Source organism: Bacillus sp. N12A5 (genome assembly GCF_026790125.1).
In the GTDB taxonomy this organism is placed as follows: domain Bacteria; phylum Bacillota; class Bacilli; order Bacillales; family Bacillaceae; genus Bacillus.
In genome coordinates, this window is record NZ_JALAMR010000018.1 from 19,386 (window position 1) to 32,729 (window position 13,344).

A 13,344-nucleotide genomic window follows, 5' to 3' on the forward strand; every position below is an offset into this window, starting at 1 on the left:
TTATTTTTTGTCGTCGGGCTCTACATGAACATGAACATGAGTGACATCGTGTTCATGTTTTATTTTGTCTTCGACTTCATCCGCCACTCCATGGCCTTCTTCTACTGTAAGCTTTGGGTCAACCGTAATGACCATCTCGATATGAACTGTGCTGCCTAAATACCTCGCTTTTACATCCTTTAGACGATGTACACTTTCGATCCTGCCGACGGTCTGTTTGTAAGGATCAAGATCTTTTAAGTGAAAGCCGTCTGTTAACGAATGTGAAGCATCTTTAAAGATATCCCAAGCCGTCTTGCAAATGATGATGCCGATGATAAAAGCCGTTACCGGATCGATCCACGGCAGCTGCAGCTGGGATGACATTACACCGATAAATGCCCCGGCACTTACAAAAGCGTCTGATCTGCTGTCCTTTGCCGCTGCCATCAGGGCAGAGCTTTTAATGGATGCCGCCAGCCTTTTGTTATATAAATAGATGCCATACATAAACACAGCACTGCCTAACGCCGTCCATGCGGCGATAAGACTTGGCGTTTCCGTTGTTCCGCCCGCAATCGCTTCTCCTCCGCCGATTAACACTTCAATGCCAACAACCATCATAATAAAAGACGCAACAAGAGACGAAATTGTTTCAGCCCGATAATGGCCATATGGATGATCGCTGTCTGCCGGCCTTTGCGAGATGCGCAATCCAATCAGCACTGCTACTGACGCAACAATATCTGTTCCATTATTTAACCCGTCTGCCCTCAGCGCTTCGGAATGATAGAGAATCCCAATGGCAAGCTTTACAACAGCAAGGATGACATATGCCAGAATATTAAGGAGCGCCCCTTTTTCTCCCTTTTTCAGATTTTCTGTCCGCTCCATCGAATACCAGCCTCCATTCTATTACATAGTATGGTTCAAAACATGAAAAATAGCAGCGGCAGCTTTCAAGGAAAGGGACATTTCGACAGCAAATTATTGCCCGGGAAACTTTTTGTCGATCTTGTTGAATATTTGCATTTTTATGAAAGAATAGGACTGTTTTCACCTTTACAGGCTTTTGCGGACATTGTATACTGAGCTTAATTGATAATGATTATCAATATCGTTTGATTGGAGGTTGGTGACACAATGACACCTCAGTCTGCAGAAATCAGGAAAAAACAGCTCATTCATCTGTTAATACAGAATGGTATATACAAAAAGTCAAAGCGTCATTTGTATGAATTGTCGCTGACAGAGTTAGAAAGTGAATACAAACATGTCAGGAGGGCGCCGGAGCATGCCGAAGCGTAAAGTGAAAACCTACCAGCAGCTAATCCAGGAAAACAAAGAGGCGATTATGGGCAATCCAAAGCTAATGAACGTCATTTATGACAGGATCGACCGCAAGCATCAAAAAAATCTTCAAGAGCAAAACAATACATAAAAAGAGCCGAAAAGGCTCTTTTTTTCATGACTCAAACGCTTCTGCGGCCAGCTTGTGTATCACGGCGTCATCCATCGGCGGGTTGTGGAGACCGGCACGCACATCACGATAATAGCGCTGAAGCGGGTTGGTTCGTTCAAGGCTTTTAGCCCCGACAACTCTCATCGCTTTATCCACAACAGACAGCGCAGCATTTGTGACGATATGTTTCGCCGCACCAAGCTCGCTTCTCAAGTAAGGACGGCGCTCCGGATCGTCGTACAATTGAGCGATATGGAAAAGAAAATGTCTGGCGTTGAGCAGTTCGAGCTCCATTTCGCCTGTTCGTTGCTGTACGGCTGGGACATCCTTAATCGGTCCCTTCAAGCTGTTTGGAGAATACTCAAACGCAAATTGCACCGCATAATCCCGTGCAGCTTGAGCAATGCCAAGATAAATCGCCGGAATGTGAAGCAGCCAGCCATTCGGCTTAGCTCCCCGAGGCCCTTGAAGCAATTCCACCAGTTTATCCTTCTCAAGCATTACCTCATTCAGTACAAGGTCATGGCTTCCAGTCGCCCGCATCGCCATCATATTCCACGTTTCTTCAATCGACAAACCGGGATCATCTTTATGAATGAGAAACACACCTGTTGTTTGTTTGTCTTCAATCCACGCTGTCACTAAAAAATAATCCAGTGCCTGCGACATTGTCGTAAAGGTTTTTCTTCCGTTCACTGCCCATTTGCCATCTTTTTTGACGGCGTTTGTACCGGGACGCCCTCCTCTTGTCGGGCTTCCGGTTTGCGCTTCTGTCGCAGCCCTGTTGATGACGGCTCCGTTTTGGACTTCCTTTGCAATAAAGGCAAACACGTCTTTATCCCAGCTGTTGCCTTCTCCGAGCTCTCCGATTACGCTCAAATGCCAGCCGATGCTCAGTGCTGTAGGAGCATCTCCCCGCGCCAGCCGCTCTTGAAACAAGAGCATATCGTAAACAGAAATGCCTTCTCCCCCAAAAGATGCCGGCAATGTTAATGCTGTATACCCGGCATCACGCAGTTTTTGTATTTTTTCGGCAGGAAAACGTCCCTGCTCGTCATCTTCAGCGGCTGTTTGCTGAAATTCATCTGCAATCCGTCCGATTTTCTCCATCCATTGCCGCTGTTGATCGTTTTGTATAAATAATGACATCCGGCAGCCCCCCCAAGGTTTTAATTCCGATAAATTTAATATGTATTATAGATTTCCTGCCATCATTCCGCAACTGTTAACCTTTTGTCCGGTATAGAAAAACACGCCGTTCCCCAAGGAACAGCGTGTTTACACAGGATTAGCATCCCGGTCTTGTTTCATGCCGAGATAAATCAGCATATATGTCAGGTAACCCATTGTCATCACCAGGCCGCCAAAGAAAAAGCTTGAGAAAATCGGCTCTTCAAAAGCGGTCACTGCTGCCAGCACAATCCAGCTGGCATACAGATAGATGATAAAATAACGGATGCCCGTCTTTATTTTATATATCATGTACAGCCCCACGAGAGAGAACAACCCAAGCGCGAGCCTGAAATACACAAGATGTTCAAACTGAAACATGAATGACACAAATGAGAATCCAAGCAGCAATACGATCGGTAAAGCGGTAATAAAGTTCCTCAATCGAGACACCTCCGTCAGTACCTTTAGTATAAACCAAAATATCAAAAGATATTGATTCACGTGAGCTTTTTCACAAAAATGTCATTCCTTGCCTTTATACCCGTACATCCCGTTTACAGAAGCACCACCAGCCGACGGCGATGAAGAAAATGGCATGTATGAGGATAATCCCAATTGAAAACAATGGCGTCATGCCTGAAAACAGCGCTGTCTCTCCGCTTCTGTATTGGGTAAAGTCGGTGTTCGCAAAAAGTAAAAAGCTGCCCCATTTGTTTTCAAATAGCTTCATAAGCTGGACAAGTGTACTCGCTCCATATAACACAACAAACGAAACGACGACCGCTACCGCACTATTGCGGAACAGCGAAGAACAAAGCAGCCCGAATAATCCCATCATGACGGCTTCAAGCCAGTTTGACCCGATCAGCGCCAAGGTGTTGATCAGCAATGTCTTTGATTCCGCGGTCACCGATGTGCCAAAAAAGACGAGACCGAATAACAATGCCAAAATGTAATATGCCAGATACAGATAAAAGCTGACCATCACGACTGTGATTAATTTTGACCAAAAGACCTTTTGGCGTTTAACTGGGCGAATGAGCAGAAATTTGATCGTCTTTTTATCAAATTCCATCGAAACAATTGTCGCTGCAATCACGATCGTTAAAGCCTGCAGCAGAATATTCAGGCTCGGTGTATACGATAAATAGCCGATGAAGTTTTCATCCGTTCCTGCACTGATGACAATCCGTTTAATAATCAAAGCCATGAAAAATTGAAAGACCGCCATCAGGATAAGGGAAACCAATGTGACCTTCCGATTAAAAAGTTTCATATGTTCATTCCAAATTAATTTAGACAAGCTCTTCTCCCTCCTCTTGATGTGCAGTTGTCGCTTTGATGAATTCGTCCTCCAGTGATTGCGTGTAAGGCGTAATGGAAAAGACATTCAGGTCTTGTCCGACAAGTGAGCGGTTCAGCTCCGGAATGTTTTCTTTTGCCACTTCAACAACTATCGCTCCGCCCTGCCGCTCAGCTTGATAATGATTGCCTTTCAGCCAATTGAGCGCTTTTTCTTCCGGCTGCGCTTCAATGATGGCTTTTTCAGTTTTTTGGCCTGTGCCATGTAAGCTGACTTCCGCTTTGATTTCACCTTTTTGAATGATGATGACGCGGCTGCACAAATCTTCAACCTCGCGCAACAAATGAGTCGCGAACAGGACTGCTGTTCCTTCTATTTCCGCGAGCTCCTTGATATGGTCGCGAAAATCCTTCATGCCCGCAGGATCGAGACCGTTTGTCGGTTCATCTAGAATAAGAAGCTTCGGCCGGTGAAGAATTGCCTGTGCAATGCCAAGCCGCTGGCGCATACCGAGGGAATAGGTTTTTACTTTATCATGAATCGCTGACGTCAGCCCGACACGTTCCACCACTTCATCAAGCCGTTCATCTGTTATTTTTTTGTGCATATTCGCAAAGTGCTTGAGGTTTTCCCAGCCTGTCAGGTACGGATAGAACTCGGGATTTTCGACGATCGCTCCAACAGCTTCCATTGCTTTTTCAAACTCTGTATCATGCTGGAACCCGCTGATTGTCACGCTTCCGCTGTTTTGTTTTAACAGCCCGACGATGATGCGGATGAGTGTTGTTTTTCCGGAGCCATTCGGACCGAGCAGGCCGATGATTTCCCCCTCCATGACCTCCATGCTGATCTGTTTTAGTATCTGTTTCGACCCAATCTTTTTATCGAGGCCTTCAATATGTAAAATCGGCTCAGCCATAAAGCCTTCCTCCTTTTTCGACAAAAAATAAACAGTGCCCCAAAGCAGGCACTGTTTGTATTATAGCATTTGTTGCTTCCAAATGTTTGGTTAAACCGATAGAGCCGCGCTTACTCAGGCTGTTTGTTCTTTTCGGTTAATGATGACAGCGCAGGCCGCGTCCCCTGTTGTGTTGACCACTGTACGGAGCATATCAAGCAGGCGGTCAATGCCGAGTATTCATCCGATTCCCTCGACAGGAAGGCCGCCAGATAGAAGCACACTCCTTATCGATTTTGCAAACTACTTGTTATCACTTTTCTCTCGAGGTTCTTTAGACCTATCTTCCTTGTTGGTGACATCAAGAATATCAAGGAGAAACACAAAGATCGGAATCCCGATAATTAGACCCCAAATGCCGAAAAAGTGTTCAGAGAAAATGAGTACTGTGAAGGTGAAAAAGATTGGCAGCTCTGTTTTTGCAGACATTAGCTTCGGATTTAAGAAATAGGTTTCGATCGCATGAATGGCGAATATGACAAGCACAATGTAGAGGACATACATTCCGCCGCCAGTGCTGTAAGCGATAATACTGAGCGGGATCAGAGAAATGACGACACCAGCTACAGGAATTAATCCGAGGAAGAACACCATAATCGAAAGCCCAAACAGCTGCGGGAAATGCATAATCCAAAGCGCGATAAATGTCAGAATACAGTTGACGAGCGCAATGATAAATTGAGCCTCAAGCACCTTGCCGAACGTTCTTGCAAATTTGCTTCCGAAAAAAGCAATTTCCTCGTAAAAGACTCTCAGCTTGCTCGTTTTAAATTTCGCCATGAATTCAGACAGCCGTTTTTTCTCAAATAAGAAAAACATGCTGAGAATGAGCGCCATCACGACCTGCAAGCCGAATGTGCTAATATCGGCCAAATACGTATACACGACATTGAAGCCTTCTTTGACATATGAGCTGATGTTAATATCTCCGAAAACACTTGTGATTTCATCAAAAAAAGGGATACTGTCCGGGTGATACGCAATATGTTTAATCTGCTTAACCAGCTGCTGAATCTGTGCCGCGACGACCGGATAAAATACAAATCCCCCGACTGTAAGCAGCACAGCCAGCAACATGTACAGAAACGTAATGACAACCCGCTGGCTCACGCGGAAGAACCGGCTTACAAACTGCCGTACGACAAGCTCCAAACGATCCATTAGAAACGTGAAAATGAAGGTAAGCAATATTAAATTGATCATGCTCTTAAATAGATATAACACACCAGTTAACACGACAAAGACGGAGAAACGCCTTACTCCCGGGTGCTGAAAAAATTTAACTAAAGCGGCCATTTATACACTCCTGTTAGGACAAACGTCCTTCATTCAATATAGTATCCATTTGTAAATTATATAACAAAAAAATGCTGAGGTCTCTGTCCTTACCTTAATAATTCTTAAACAATTAAAAAAACGGCCCACAGATGGGCCGCTCTTTTTTCAGACTGCTGTTTTCATTTTTTTCATGCCTTCAACAGCCTCTACGCTTTTCGCTTCATCGAATTCGTTTTCGCTTTTTGCAACAATTATTGTAGCGATCCCGTTTCCTATCAGGTTCACAATTGCCCTTCCTTCACTCATGAATCGGTCAACCCCAAGCAGGAGTGCAAGACCCTCCAGCGGAATGACCTGCAGCGCCGACAGTGTTGAAGCAAGGACAATAAATCCGCTTCCCGTCACACCTGCCGCTCCCTTCGATGTCAGCATCAGAACGAGGATAATTGTAATCTGCTGGCCGATGCTGAGGTCTACTCCAAACACCTGTGCCAGAAAGACGGTCGCCATTGATAAATAAATGGATGTGCCGTCGAGGTTGAACGAATAGCCCGTCGGAATAACAAGCCCGACAACGGATTTGGAACAGCCGTAGCGCTCCATTTTATCCATCATACGCGGAAGCACCGATTCTGATGAGCTTGTGCCAAGCACGATCAGAAGCTCATCTTTAATGAAGCGCAGATAATTCCACAGGCTGAATCCGTAAAGCTTGCAGATGATATTTAAAGCAACAAATACGAACAGGAACATCGTAATATAAACTGACATCATTAAACTTGCCAGCGGCTTGATGGAATCGAGACCGAAGTGCCCGATCGTATACGCCATCGCCCCGAAAGCCCCGATTGGCGCTGCACGCATGATATAGCCGATGATTTTGAAAAAGACGTGAGAAATCTTGTCGAAGAAATCAATGACGCTTTTCCCTTTTTCACCTAATGCCGCGAGACCGACTCCGAAAAGAATAGAAAAGAATAAGACCTGCAAAATGTCCCCTTTTGCGAAGGCATCAACCATGTTGGACGGAACAATGTGTGTGACAAATTCAACCCAGTCGATTCCCTGACCGCCATTTTGCGTGTATTGTGATACATCTCCCTTTTCAAGCTTGCTGTAATCAAGGCCTGCTCCCGGCTTCATGATATTGACGACAAATAAACCAATAATGAGTGCGAGGGTGGTGACAACCTCGAAATAAATAAACGCTTTTCCCCCTACTTTTCCAACCTTCTTCATATCGCCCATTTTTGCAATCCCGAGAACGATTGTGAAGAAAATGATTGGTGCGATCACCATTTTAACAGCGTTGATAAATGTATCGCCAAGCGGTTTCATCTCTTTGCCGACATCCGGCCAGACCAGCCCGACAATGACCCCGATGATGACCGCGGTAATGACCTGAACTGTTAAATTTTTAAACAGTTTCATATCCTTCATCCCCCTGTCCTATTCGCCTTTGTGTCTTTCTTACTAGAATGATAGCGTTTTCATACAGTCTGGGGAAGTTTATGATCATAACGGACATTTTGGTCTTTTTGGTCTCAGGTTATCCTATAAACACGTAACGGTTGACGGGCCGGCCGACTCCTCCGTATTGAACGTCCAGCTTGATCGTTCCGTTTTTTTCAAGGTAATCAAGGTATCGCCTGGCTGTCACTCTGGCGATGCCGAGCGCCTTGGCGACCTCTTCCGCAGAAAGTGATGCGGTTTGCTGTTTCAAAAAAGCAGTGACTTCATTCATCGTGAAATGATTTAACCCCTTCGGGAGCTCCTGAACGGCCTGCTGCGGAATATTCAGGATCGCATCAAGCTGCTCCTGGGACAGCGTATCATTCGCTTCGATTTTTTGTTTATATTGCTTGTACTTTTCAAGTGCCTGTCTCATTCGCTCAAGTTTAAACGGCTTTAAAATATAGTCAACCGCTCCGTTTTGCAGCATAAGGGAGATCGTTTCTTTGTCTTTTGCAGCGGAGACGACGATGACATCCACTTCAAGCTTTTGCTTTCTGATTTCCTGCAACGTTTTGATTCCGTCTTTTTTCGGCATGTACACATCGAGAATAACGAGGTCAGGCTGTTTTTCTTTAATCAGCTTGATGCCTTCTTCACCGTTTCCAGCTATTGCACAGACGTCGAAGCCTTTGACCGTTGTGATGAATTCCTTGTTTACCTCTTGAACCATCGGATCGTCTTCAATGAGCAGAACCTTCCATTCCTTACGAACCATGCTGTGCTTCCTCCCCCTTCATTGGAAAAATGATAGAAAAAGATGTTCCCCGTCCCGCGTGTGAATCGACCTCTATCGTACCCGATCCTTTGTCTGTAATTTGTTTCACTAAATAAAGGCCATAGCCTGTACCGCCTGTTTTGTTAACCGTAAATCCTTTGTCGTAAAGGTGCGGCATATGCGCCGGTTCAATTCCGCAGCCGTTATCTTCTATTAAAATGGCAAGGATATCATCCGTTTGTTCAATGCTGATGTCAATTCGTTTGTCATCAGATTGAACGGTTTCAAATGAACCGAAGGCATTTTCAATCAGATTGCCGAGGAGCACAACGATATCATGCTGATCAACATGCTCAGGAAATTGCTGGAGACTGCTGTTTTCATCAATATGAACAGCAATGCCGAGCTCCCTCCCTCTTCTGACCTTACTTAACAGCAGGCCGGCCGCGGCGTCATTTTGAATCGACCGATGCAGAAACTCAGTCACATTTTCCTGCTCAGTTGACGCCTGGAATGCAAGCTGCAAGGCTTTTTCAGATTTCCCCAGCTGGATGAGACCGGCAATCGTATGCAGCTTATTCATATGCTCATGGTTTTGGACACGGAGCGCCTCTACAAAGTTTCTGACACCAGTCAATTCCTCTGCCATCTTGGCCGCTTCCGTTCTGTCCTGAAAAATCGCGACGGCGCCGATGACTTTTTTCTTCATGACAATCGGAATTCTGCTGCTCATGATGACCTTTCCGCTGACACGAATTTCTTCATTATAAACCGCTTTGTTCCGCTCCACGATTTCGGGCAGGCGCGAATCCTTGAGAACCTCCCAGATCACCTTTCCGACCAGATCCCCCTGCACCTCAAAGATCTGTTTCGCTTTTTCATTGAAAATTGTAATGATGAGCCGGTTGTCAATAGCGATCACGCCTTCATTCATTGAATGAAACGTCGCCGTCCGTTCTTCATACATCCGGACAATCTCATGGGGTTCAAGCTGAAACATTTGTTTTTTGATATGGCGGGCCAGCAGAAAGGAACCTGCAAGCCCGAAGCCAAGTGTCAGCACAACGATGAACGCAATATCACGCTTTAAATGAAGGAGGATGTCGGCGATCCCCGGCAGTGTTTTCCCGACAAGCACCACGCCGATCTGGTTCAGATCGTGATCCTTCACCGGGTAAAAAGCGCGAACCGCCGTGCCAATCTCACCCTTTGCTTCTGAGAAATAAATGTGCTCCGCAAACGCCGCCTCTTCGTCCGCACCCTCAGACTTTTTGCCGATGCTTGTACTGACAGGATGCGTGTAGCGGATGTGATTCATATCCATCACGACGATGTAATCTGCTTCATTAATCATCCTGATTTCTTCAACTGCGTGGCGAACAGCTTCTGTTTGTTTTTTTCGCGCCAAGGCCCCTTTTACTTCTGTCATCTCCGACACCGTCCGGGCCGTATTCATCAGCCGTTTCTTCAGCTCCCGCTCCTCTGTATGCTGGATATTGCCGATGAGTACAATGCCGCCGATCAAAAAGGAGAAAATGACGAGTATATAGGATAGGATCGTGATTTTCCAACGGATTGAGAGCTTCTTTTTGTTCATCAGCTTCTCCTTTCAGGTCTTTACGAATGGCATTGCCCCCATTATCCTAAACATAGGGGAGGGCTTTTCATGAAGAGTTTGCTTGCATGTCTCGCACTGATGATCGCCGGTATTGCAACCGCTTTATTTATCGGATTTCATGATCGCACCGGCAGTGAAGAGATTGTTTATGATGACGATCAGGAAGGCTTACAGGATCAAATTGTGTTTAAATTCAGCCATGTTGTTGCTGAAAACACACCAAAAGGGTTAGCTGCCAATAAGTTTGCCGAGCTGGTGAACGAAAAATCAGGCGGGAGAATCAAAATTGAGGTGTTCCCGAATGGAAGCCTGTATTCGGACATTGAAGAAATTGAAGCATTGCAAAACGGCGATGTTCAATTTATCGCCCCCTCTACATCAAAACTCGGCATGCTCTCGCCTGAATGGGGCGTATTGGATCTGCCGTATGCATTTACAGATCACGACGCCGTTAAAAAAGGGCTCAACGGCAGCATCGGCACGCAGCTGTTTGACTCTCTAAAGAAAAACCATTTGAAAGGCCTTGCCTATTGGACGAACGGTTTTAAGCAAATCACAACAAACCAAGGACCGGTCAAGACTCCGGACGATTTAAAAGGACAAGATCTCCGTATTATGCAAAGTGATGTAATAGAGAATCAATTCAAGCTGTTAGGCGCAACACCTCATCAGGAATCCTTTAACTCTACCTTTCAGCTGTTAGAAAACAATGTGGTCGACGGCGAAGAAAATACCATCTCAAACATCTATTCTAAAAAATTTTATAATGTTCAGGACTATTTGACAATAAGCAGCCACGGTTATCTAGGCTACGCTGTCATGACGGATGACCATTTCTGGAAGGCGCAAACACCGGAAACTCGGCGCATTTTGACGGAAGCGATGAAGGAAACGTCAGAGTGGAATGAAATGCATGCCGAACAAATGAATAAGGAGCAGCTGGAAGAAATCAAAAAGAATTCTTCTATTAACATCTACGAGCTGTCAGATCAAGAGAAAAAAGATTGGATGAAGCGCCTTGATCCTGTTTACCGTCAGTATGAGCCCATCTTTGGCCGGAAGCTGATTCAGGAGCTGTTAGACCTGCGAAAGGATTCGTAGTCCCCATCTCGATACGCTGTTTTCCGTTTATCTTTCGATCGATCGGAAATATAGAAAGAGATAGATAAATGAAAAAGGAGATGGGTACATGTTTAAGCACACAAAAATGCTGCAGCATCCAGCTAAACCAGATCGTCCAGATCCATTATTCGCTAAAAAAATGCAAGAAATTTTAGGCGGGCAATTCGGTGAAATTTCAGTTGCCATGCAGTACTTATTTCAAGGCTGGAATACAAGAGGAAATGAAAAATACAAAGATTTGCTGATGGATACGGCAACTGAGGAACTCGGGCATGTTGAAATGATCGCAACAATGATTGCGAGACTTCTTGAGAATGCCCCGCTTGATCAGCAGGAAAAAGCCGCTGAAGATCCGGTCATCGGCTCCATCCTGGGCGGCATGAATCCTCACCATGCCATTGTATCAGGACTTGGCGCCATGCCGGAAAGCAGTACAGGCGTACCTTGGAGCGGCGGTTATATCGTAGCAAGCGGAAACCTGCTGGCAGACTTCCGCGCTAACCTGAATGCGGAATCACAAGGCCGTCTGCAGGTCGCACGCCTATTTGAAATGACCGATGACAAAGGCGTCAAAGATATGCTCAGCTTCCTGCTGGCGCGTGATACGATGCACCAAAATCAATGGCTCGCTGCCATTAAAGAATTAGAAGCACAGGAAGGTCCGGTTGTGCCGGGGACTTTCCCTAAAGCTCTTGAAAAACAAGAGTTCTCGCATCAGCTTATCAATTTCTCTGAAGGCGAAGAAAGCGCCGAGCAAACCTGGCTGAACGAAAAAGCGCCGGACGGAGAAGCCTTTGAATATGTGAAAGAAGCAAAGGCGTTTGGAGAAAAACCGGAGTTAAAACCGGCGCCGCCATTTGTTCATAATACGCTTCCGGGACGCGAGTAAAGACACAAGCCCAAAACATGATGTTTTGGGCTTTCGTTATGCCTTCAGAACTGTCCAGCCTGGTTCGTACCGGATATCAGGGTGATGTAACAGATCGTGAACGAACGGTTCATCCTCTTCGTACAGCGCCACTTCTATCGAAAGAATCACTGCCTTCTGTTCATTTTCTTCGTATATGCTGTCGTGTTCATTCTCCATAAAATGATCATAGGCAGCTCTGTTCTCCCAAACACCGATGATCTCGGCGGTGAGCGGCCCGTTTGCTGTTTTTCGCCAGCCGCCGGCCTGTTTGATGAAGCCGCTTATATACGATAATGCTCCCCACTGTGACTGCGCTTTTGAAAATGCTTCAGCGTTTGCATCGTCTACTTCACACACAATCTTTTTGATTAGCATGGCTAACCCTTTATGATGACGGTTTTCGCGTGTTGATGCTCGACACAGAGATTCACTGTCCTGACGTAAGAGCGCGTGCGGTGCACGGTTCCTTTCGGGATCAGCAGGCTGTCATTTGCCTTGAGAACCGCGGTTTCTTTGTCCTGAAAATCGATCAGCAGCTCACCTTCAAGAACTATGAACCATTCATCTGAGTCAGGGTGATGGTGCCAGTCATATTCTCCTGTAAACACTGCAAGGCGCACGCAATGGTCGTTGACCTCTGAGATTGAAAAATTGGCGTGCTTTTCTTTGACATCATTTGCGATGGCGAGCAGGTTTTGCATTTTGGACATTAGCGAAAAACCCCTTTTTCAATAATTGTATCGTAATAGTGGCATAAATTGAGAAAATTCCTAAAATAAAAAGCGATCCAGCTGATGCGCCGGATCGCTTTTTACCTACAGGTTGTCTGCCTTTATGCTTTTGATTAGTCGTTGTTGCGGGCGTTACCGCCTTTTGAGCCAATTTCTTGATAGAATTCTTTATCATGATTTTTGCTAGTGGCTTCTCCGCCTTTACGGCCGATTTCTTGATAGAATTCTTTATCATGATTTTCGCTAGTGGCTTCTCCGCCTTTTTCGCCGATTTCTTGATAGAATTCTTTGTCATGATTTTTGCTTGTTGCTTCTCCGCCTTTTTCGCCGATTTCTTGATAGAATTCTTTGTCATGGTTTTTGCTAGTGGCTTCTCCGCCTTTTTTTCCAATCTCTTGATAGAATTCTTTATCATGGTTTTTACTTGTTGTTTCTCCGCCTTTTCTACCTGCTTCTTCTCTGCTCATTTTGTTATCGTCTGCCATTTTGAATTCCTCCTTTAATTGGTGTTGGTTGTTGTATTCCCGCTCATAATTCTTTTAAACAAACAAAACACATTGGGTGTGTTTCCACTAAAGAA

16 protein-coding genes and 1 pseudogene are annotated in these 13,344 nt (G+C 45.4%); 4 read left to right on the forward strand and 13 right to left on the reverse strand.

The annotated features are described in order from the left end of the window. Complete coding sequence (locus MOC09_RS17590; protein ID WP_268359157.1) at positions 1–873, reverse strand: cation diffusion facilitator family transporter; 873 nt, start codon at positions 871–873, stop codon at positions 1–3. 249 nt (positions 874–1,122) lie between these two features. Between MOC09_RS17590 and MOC09_RS17595 the strand changes: the two genes are divergently transcribed. Further along, the gene (locus tag MOC09_RS17595) at positions 1,123–1,287 is read left to right on the forward strand and encodes a Fur-regulated basic protein FbpA (RefSeq protein WP_003225157.1); all 165 of its coding nucleotides are present in this window, start codon (positions 1,123–1,125) and stop codon (positions 1,285–1,287) included. After that, on the forward strand, positions 1,241–1,420 hold the full coding sequence (fbpB, locus tag MOC09_RS17600; protein ID WP_010886410.1) for a Fur-regulated basic protein FbpB: 180 nt from the start codon (positions 1,241–1,243) through the stop codon (positions 1,418–1,420). Before MOC09_RS17595 ends, fbpB begins: the two co-directional genes overlap by 47 nt. Positions 1,421–1,444: 24 nt before the next feature. On the opposite strand, the gene MOC09_RS17605 is transcribed toward fbpB, so the two are convergent. The 9 genes and pseudogenes from MOC09_RS17605 to dctS all read right to left on the reverse strand — a co-directional run bounded on the left by MOC09_RS17605 (position 1,445) and on the right by dctS (position 9,980). Beyond that, positions 1,445–2,590 carry an acyl-CoA dehydrogenase family protein gene (locus tag MOC09_RS17605; RefSeq protein ID WP_268359158.1) on the reverse strand — a complete coding sequence of 382 codons (1,146 nt, stop codon included), beginning with the start codon at positions 2,588–2,590 and terminating at the stop codon, positions 1,445–1,447. A 129-nt stretch (positions 2,591–2,719) separates the two neighbouring features. After that, positions 2,720–3,055 carry a hypothetical protein gene (locus tag MOC09_RS17610; RefSeq protein ID WP_268359159.1) on the reverse strand — a complete coding sequence of 112 codons (336 nt, stop codon included), beginning with the start codon at positions 3,053–3,055 and terminating at the stop codon, positions 2,720–2,722. Between the two features lie 94 nt (positions 3,056–3,149). Beyond that, the gene (locus MOC09_RS17615) at positions 3,150–3,917 is read right to left on the reverse strand and encodes an ABC transporter permease (RefSeq protein ID WP_268359160.1); all 768 of its coding nucleotides are present in this window, start codon (positions 3,915–3,917) and stop codon (positions 3,150–3,152) included. After that, positions 3,910–4,836 (reverse strand): ABC transporter ATP-binding protein, encoded by a 927-nt coding sequence (locus tag MOC09_RS17620; protein WP_268359161.1) that lies wholly within the window; start codon positions 4,834–4,836, stop codon positions 3,910–3,912. Before MOC09_RS17620 ends, MOC09_RS17615 begins: the two co-directional genes overlap by 8 nt. Positions 4,837–4,950: 114 nt before the next feature. Next, positions 4,951–5,097 (reverse strand): annotated as a pseudogene (locus MOC09_RS17625) (cation:dicarboxylate symporter family transporter); the annotation flags it as partial. Positions 5,098–5,118: 21 nt separating this feature from the next. Next, positions 5,119–6,171 carry an AI-2E family transporter gene (locus MOC09_RS17630; protein ID WP_268359163.1) on the reverse strand — a complete coding sequence of 351 codons (1,053 nt, stop codon included), beginning with the start codon at positions 6,169–6,171 and terminating at the stop codon, positions 5,119–5,121. A gap of 147 nt (positions 6,172–6,318) precedes the next feature. Further along, positions 6,319–7,584 carry a C4-dicarboxylate transporter DctP gene (dctP, locus tag MOC09_RS17635; protein ID WP_268359165.1) on the reverse strand — a complete coding sequence of 422 codons (1,266 nt, stop codon included), beginning with the start codon at positions 7,582–7,584 and terminating at the stop codon, positions 6,319–6,321. A 118-nt stretch (positions 7,585–7,702) separates the two neighbouring features. Then, positions 7,703–8,383: a two-component system response regulator DctR gene (gene dctR / locus MOC09_RS17640; RefSeq protein WP_268359166.1), complete on the reverse strand. Its 681-nt coding sequence runs from the start codon at positions 8,381–8,383 to the stop codon at positions 7,703–7,705. Further along, positions 8,373–9,980 (reverse strand): two-component system sensor histidine kinase DctS, encoded by a 1,608-nt coding sequence (gene dctS / locus MOC09_RS17645; RefSeq protein WP_268371327.1) that lies wholly within the window; start codon positions 9,978–9,980, stop codon positions 8,373–8,375. Before dctS ends, dctR begins: the two co-directional genes overlap by 11 nt. Positions 9,981–10,049: 69 nt before the next feature. Between dctS and MOC09_RS17650 the strand changes: the two genes are divergently transcribed. Together MOC09_RS17650 and MOC09_RS17655 are read left to right on the forward strand one after the other, a co-directional pair. Next, positions 10,050–11,102: a TRAP transporter substrate-binding protein gene (locus MOC09_RS17650; protein ID WP_268371329.1), complete on the forward strand. Its 1,053-nt coding sequence runs from the start codon at positions 10,050–10,052 to the stop codon at positions 11,100–11,102. Positions 11,103–11,190: 88 nt separating this feature from the next. Continuing rightward, complete coding sequence (locus tag MOC09_RS17655) at positions 11,191–12,012, forward strand: manganese catalase family protein (protein ID WP_268359170.1); 822 nt, start codon at positions 11,191–11,193, stop codon at positions 12,010–12,012. Between the two features lie 36 nt (positions 12,013–12,048). On the opposite strand, the gene MOC09_RS17660 is transcribed toward MOC09_RS17655, so the two are convergent. The 3 genes from MOC09_RS17660 to gsiB all read right to left on the reverse strand — a co-directional run bounded on the left by MOC09_RS17660 (position 12,049) and on the right by gsiB (position 13,249). Further along, positions 12,049–12,408, reverse strand: a complete 360-nt coding sequence (locus MOC09_RS17660; protein WP_268359171.1) for a YdbC family protein — start codon at positions 12,406–12,408, stop codon at positions 12,049–12,051. Positions 12,409–12,410: 2 nt separating this feature from the next. Next, positions 12,411–12,743 carry a cupin domain-containing protein gene (locus MOC09_RS17665; protein WP_268359172.1) on the reverse strand — a complete coding sequence of 111 codons (333 nt, stop codon included), beginning with the start codon at positions 12,741–12,743 and terminating at the stop codon, positions 12,411–12,413. Between the two features lie 134 nt (positions 12,744–12,877). Further along, positions 12,878–13,249: a glucose starvation-inducible protein GsiB gene (gsiB, locus tag MOC09_RS17670; protein WP_268359173.1), complete on the reverse strand. Its 372-nt coding sequence runs from the start codon at positions 13,247–13,249 to the stop codon at positions 12,878–12,880. Positions 13,250–13,344: the final 95 nt, after the last annotated feature.

Bases quoted from the DNA above. Each gene is read 5' to 3' on its own strand.
- MOC09_RS17590 (WP_268359157.1), bottom strand. From the start codon at position 873: ATGGAGCGGACAGAAAATCTGAAAAAGGGAGAAAAAGGGGCGCTCCTT.
- MOC09_RS17595 (WP_003225157.1), top strand. From the start codon at position 1,123: ATGACACCTCAGTCTGCAGAAATCAGGAAAAAACAGCTCATTCATCTG.
- MOC09_RS17605 (WP_268359158.1), bottom strand. From the start codon at position 2,590: ATGTCATTATTTATACAAAACGATCAACAGCGGCAATGGATGGAGAAA.
- MOC09_RS17620 (WP_268359161.1), bottom strand. From the start codon at position 4,836: ATGGCTGAGCCGATTTTACATATTGAAGGCCTCGATAAAAAGATTGGG.
- MOC09_RS17630 (WP_268359163.1), bottom strand. From the start codon at position 6,171: ATGGCCGCTTTAGTTAAATTTTTTCAGCACCCGGGAGTAAGGCGTTTC.
- dctP (WP_268359165.1), bottom strand. From the start codon at position 7,584: ATGAAACTGTTTAAAAATTTAACAGTTCAGGTCATTACCGCGGTCATC.
- dctR (WP_268359166.1), bottom strand. From the start codon at position 8,383: ATGGTTCGTAAGGAATGGAAGGTTCTGCTCATTGAAGACGATCCGATG.
- dctS (WP_268371327.1), bottom strand. From the start codon at position 9,980: ATGAACAAAAAGAAGCTCTCAATCCGTTGGAAAATCACGATCCTATCC.
- MOC09_RS17650 (WP_268371329.1), top strand. From the start codon at position 10,050: ATGAAGAGTTTGCTTGCATGTCTCGCACTGATGATCGCCGGTATTGCA.
- MOC09_RS17655 (WP_268359170.1), top strand. From the start codon at position 11,191: ATGTTTAAGCACACAAAAATGCTGCAGCATCCAGCTAAACCAGATCGT.
- MOC09_RS17660 (WP_268359171.1), bottom strand. From the start codon at position 12,408: ATGCTAATCAAAAAGATTGTGTGTGAAGTAGACGATGCAAACGCTGAA.
- MOC09_RS17665 (WP_268359172.1), bottom strand. From the start codon at position 12,743: ATGTCCAAAATGCAAAACCTGCTCGCCATCGCAAATGATGTCAAAGAA.
- gsiB (WP_268359173.1), bottom strand. From the start codon at position 13,249: ATGGCAGACGATAACAAAATGAGCAGAGAAGAAGCAGGTAGAAAAGGC.